This is a genomic window from Wohlfahrtiimonas larvae, assembly GCF_002006755.1.
In the GTDB taxonomy this organism is placed as follows: Bacteria; Pseudomonadota; Gammaproteobacteria; order Cardiobacteriales; family Wohlfahrtiimonadaceae; genus Wohlfahrtiimonas; species Wohlfahrtiimonas larvae.
In genome coordinates this window covers 1-4,528 of the sequence record NZ_MVDO01000068.1, presented here as the reverse complement: position 1 = coordinate 4,528, position 4,528 = coordinate 1, and the positions used below count along the sequence as shown (strand labels likewise).

5 protein-coding genes and 1 pseudogene are annotated in these 4,528 nt (G+C 35.2%); 3 read left to right on the top strand and 3 right to left on the bottom strand.

Annotation, left to right across the window (positions count from 1 at the left end; all coding sequences use genetic code 11):
• The 3 genes and pseudogenes from BZK14_RS04360 to BZK14_RS04350 form a co-directional block, all read right to left on the bottom strand.
• Nucleotides 1–391 (bottom strand): annotated as a pseudogene (locus BZK14_RS04360) (DNA internalization-related competence protein ComEC/Rec2); the annotation flags it as partial.
• A 133-nt stretch (nucleotides 392–524) separates the two neighbouring features.
• Complete coding sequence (locus tag BZK14_RS04355) at nucleotides 525–1,115, bottom strand: hypothetical protein (RefSeq protein WP_077925353.1); 591 nt, start codon at nucleotides 1,113–1,115, stop codon at nucleotides 525–527.
• Nucleotides 1,116–1,221: 106 nt separating this feature from the next.
• Nucleotides 1,222–1,995 carry an alpha/beta fold hydrolase gene (locus BZK14_RS04350; protein ID WP_077925352.1) on the bottom strand — a complete coding sequence of 258 codons (774 nt, stop codon included), beginning with the start codon at nucleotides 1,993–1,995 and terminating at the stop codon, nucleotides 1,222–1,224.
• 110 nt (nucleotides 1,996–2,105) lie between these two features.
• On the opposite strand from BZK14_RS04350, the gene BZK14_RS04345 reads away from it, so the two are divergent.
• The 3 genes from BZK14_RS04345 to BZK14_RS04335 form a co-directional block, all read left to right on the top strand.
• Nucleotides 2,106–3,239 carry an 8-amino-7-oxononanoate synthase gene (locus tag BZK14_RS04345; RefSeq protein ID WP_077925351.1) on the top strand — a complete coding sequence of 378 codons (1,134 nt, stop codon included), beginning with the start codon at nucleotides 2,106–2,108 and terminating at the stop codon, nucleotides 3,237–3,239.
• Entirely contained in the window at nucleotides 3,223–4,008 is a 786-nt protein-coding gene (bioC, locus tag BZK14_RS04340; protein ID WP_077925350.1) for a malonyl-ACP O-methyltransferase BioC, read from the top strand. Before BZK14_RS04345 ends, bioC begins: the two co-directional genes overlap by 17 nt.
• 48 nt (nucleotides 4,009–4,056) lie before the next feature.
• Nucleotides 4,057–4,528: MOSC domain-containing protein (locus BZK14_RS04335; protein ID WP_077925349.1), on the top strand; the 472-nt coding region annotated here is incomplete at its 3' end.

The window sequence follows — 4,528 nt, the reverse complement described above, 5'->3', positions numbered from 1 at the left end:
CAGTACCAATTCTACGATTGACCAAATGTGTTAGGCGAGGATTCAGTTTTGTAAAAGTTGCTTTAGCACGATTTGGTTGAATGGTGAGAGATGTTTCATAGATAGCATTTAGTAATAATGGTTGGTTTTTGGGGAGATTATATAATTGAATTGCATAATTCTTTAATTTATCAGGGGCGGTAATAATTACTTCGCCTGCATTGCTATCAGAGTAAATTTTATTAATTTTAAATTGGTATTGATCTGTTTGTGGTAAATAGTTAAAAGTTGTTTGGTAATCCAACAACTTAGGAATAGCAAGTGTAAATGCAAATATAATTCCCAATGATAATAATATGTAGAAACGCCGATGGCGTTTAACGAAATATGCAATAGCTAAAAAAATTATCACAAGTAAACATAGTGTTGTGATAAGTAGAGTGAATGAAAAAGGGAAAAATAGAATAAATACAAGGCTAAATAATAAAGAAATAGCCAATAGAATCATTGGCTATTGCCTTGAATATTAATCAATAATGCAATCATCAAACTGCTTTATTAATTTTACGCACAGTACGTAAAACATTACGACGCTCTGCGTGAGTTAATGTACAGCGAGATAATTTTCTATCCATCAAATACGGAACAAATTCACCTTTATCTTTTTTGTCCACAACTAACGCTAATGCATATTGTTTATTTTTATCATCTGAATTAATGATGATAGGACCAGATTGGCTAGAAAATTCAGCTGTAACAATTTGATTAGTGCCAATGGGCCAACGATATGATACTTTTGTTGTTGCTGTGCCACGCAAGCTCTTTGCAGCATAAATATTTTGTACAGGCACTAGCACAGGCATAACTTTTTTATCTTTTAATGAATAAAGATATTTGAGCTTTTTAAGATTAAAGAGAGCAAACACAATTAAAAAACCAATCGCTAAAACGCCCAATGCTAAAAATTTGATTGTCAGTGCACCACTGAACAGAAAAATGCCCAAGATGCTGACAGCGATTGCAGCCAAGCATACAAGGCTATAAATGCGAACAGAACGACCAATACTGATGTGCAAGCGTCGATCAGGAAAGCTCGCTTTGATCATTTCATTACATTCACCTATATCATATGCCATATATTATCCTTTAGTTAAGACAGTTTGTTCTTTATCACTACTAATATATTTTAACTGATTTATAAGTCAATTTTTAATATTTGTAAGAATATTTTATGGGTTCATTTTATTGGTGATTTAAAACATGTTGTATGAGTTGGTTAGGGGATGTTTCTGGTAAAAGGTGGTTGGCATTTGGAATGGGGCCAGAATTATTTAAACAAATGCTTTCGGGTAAATTTTTGTAAAGTGTTTGTGAGGTTAATTGAAAAATAGTTCTAGAATTTTCTCCCCAATAAATGCCGCAAGGCACAGCTAATTTTTCCAACATTTTTGGAGTGACTGGTGCAGGTTCTGCTTGTGTGAGCAAGCGAGCAACTGTGTGGGCATTAGCTTTTTTTATCGCTTGAATGTTAGAAGATTGGTCAGATAAAGCTAAATTCTGTTCGCTGCATGCCAAAACAAAGGCATTGATGATATTTTCATTATCTTGGGTTCGAATAGCTTTAATCACCGGTGACATCATTTTATTGAGGTCTTTACTGAAAATTTTAAGTAATGCTTCATCATTTTCTAAACCGTAGCTTGGTACAATACAGTCATATAAATAAATAGTTTCAAATAATTGTGGTGCTTGCAATGCTGCCAATAAAACGATGTGGCAACTGTATGACCATGCAACAACGGATATTTTTTCTTGATTTAAAGATTGGCAAAATTGAATAAGTTCATGTGCATGAATATTAGTATTAAATTGTTCTTCAGGAATGTTTTTTCCATGTTCACCAAAACCCAACATGCTGTAGCTGATAGCATTAATATCAACAGGTAAATATTGAAAAGCAGGTTGCCATGTTCCTTCATCACCTAGAATGCCATGCATGAATATGATTGTTTTCATTGAATAAAGCCCTTTATGTTAACTATTTAGTTAAATATAAAGTTTACATGATAGCTAAAATTCACTTATGATGATGCCTTTTCATTCATTGAGCAGAATTTGGGGTACTTATGAATGTATGGCAGGCGCGTATTGCTCGTGCTTTGGAAGAGCGAAAAAATGTACAAGGTTATCGAATTCGACAAGTGGCGGAACAGAATGATCATTGTTTGAATTTCGCATCTAATGACTATTTAGGGTTATCACGTTCATCTGCATTGATTCAAGCATGGCAAAAAGGCGCTGAATTATATGGTGTTGGTAGTGGTGGATCAAGTCATGTGACTGGTTATCATAAGCCATTACAGCAATTAGAAAATCAATTGGCTAAATGGTTAGGTTATGAGCGAGCGGTAGTTTATTCTTCGGGATTTGCAGCGAATCAAGCATTGATTCAACTGTTGATAGAGAAAGATGATTGGATCATTGCTGATAAATTAAGCCATGCATCATTGGTGGAAGCTGCTATGAATTCGGAAGGAAATTTTAAACGATTTATTCATAATGATTTGGATTCATTGAAATATTTACTAAATAAAGTGGATAGTGATCAAGCTGTGTTAACGGTAACTGAAGGTATTTTCAGTATGGATGGTGATGAAGCACCATTAGATAATATTCAATTAATTACTGAACGTAATGAAAATAATTGGTTGATGGTGGATGATGCTCATGGCATTGGTGTTCATGGTAACGAAGGCAAAGGTACATGCGATAAACATGGCATTCATCCTGATATTTTAGTGGTGACCTTTGGCAAAGCTTTAGGGGTGAAAGGCGCAGCAATTCTGTGTTCAGGTTCAGTTGCTGAATATTTGGTGCAAAAATCACGTGCGTTGATCTACAGCACAGCAATTCCACCTGCCCAAGCTTATACGCTATTGAAATCTATAGAAATTGTACAAAAGTCAGATGAGTCACGGCAATATTTACAAGATTTAATTACATATTTTAAATCTGAATTGAAAACTTTGGGGATTGAGAATCTATCGAATAGTGCGATTCAACCCATCATTATTGGTAGTAATGAAGATAGTTTACGAGTTTCCCAAATATTGAAAGAACATAATATTTGGGCAATGGCAATTCGCCCACCAACTGTGCCAGCCAATAGTGCACGTATTCGTATGACTCTAAACACCAAGCATACACAAGAAAATATTGATCATGTTATAGGAGCTTTACGTTATGCGTTTGGTGGATAAAAATAGTATTGCAGTGGCATTTAGTAAAGCAGTACAAACGTATGACCAACAGGCATCATTACAACGTGAAATTGCAGATAGTTTAATTCAGCAAGTTTTGCAGAATGTACCAATGGGTAAAATTTTAGATGCAGGATGCGGAACAGGGTATGTTGCTCAAAAGCTGAAAAAAAATGATCAATATTATATAACAGCATTAGATTTGTCAGAAATGATGTTATATAAAGCTGAGTCTAATCATTCAGCTCATAATTATGTTCAGGGGGATATTGAGGCTTTGCCATTTAAGGATGGCTCATTTGATTGTGTGGTAAGTAATTTAGCGATGCAATGGTGCCATTCTTTAGAAATGGCAATGATTGAGCAATTACGAGTATTAAAATTAGGTGGACAGCTATATCTTTCTACGCTGATTCAGCCGTCATTGTGGGAATTAAAAAAAGCTTGGCAAACGGTGGATAATGAACAGCATGTGATGGATTTTATATCGGGCGAAATATTAGAAAACCATTTGGCTCAATTGGAATTGAATCCCAAAGTTGATCACATTGTTTGTCATTGTTATGCCAAAGAGCTGTTGTTTAATGATATATTTTCATTGTTAAAAAGCTTGCAAAATATTGGCGCAACAGCTTTGCCACAGCGAAAAAAAGGTTTGATGGGGAAAGATCAATTGCAGAAATTAGCAGATGCATATGCGATATATCAAGATGAAAGTGGTCTGCCATTAACTTATTATGTTGCGGAATTGAGAGTAACTAAATTGTGATATTGTATATAAGTTATCAGTCGCCATTCATCTATTGAGGATAATCTCATGTCATATTTACCACTTGTATTTATTGGCCCTACGATTACCACAGATTATTGTGGGGAAACTGCTATGGAGAAAAGGGCAGTTGTGGATTCTATTGAACTAACTAATTTAGGGTTAGTGGGTGATGAACAAGCGGATAAACGTGTTCATGGCGGACCTGATCGAGCTTTGTGTCATTATCCACGTGAGCATTATGAATTGTGGCAAATGCAATATCCTGAACTGAAATCACTTTTTAGAGCATCAGCTTTTGGTGAGAATATTTCCACCATTGGCATGACAGAAGAAAATGTACATATTGGTGATGTTTATCAGTGGGGAACGGCGATTATCCAAGTAACTCAACCTCGTTCACCATGTTTTAAATTAAGTGGATTAACACAACAGGATGATTTTGCTTTAGTGATGCAGGGAAGTGGCAAAATTGGTTGGCTTTATCGGGTGATTAAAGTGGGAGTTGTGAGCGTAAAAG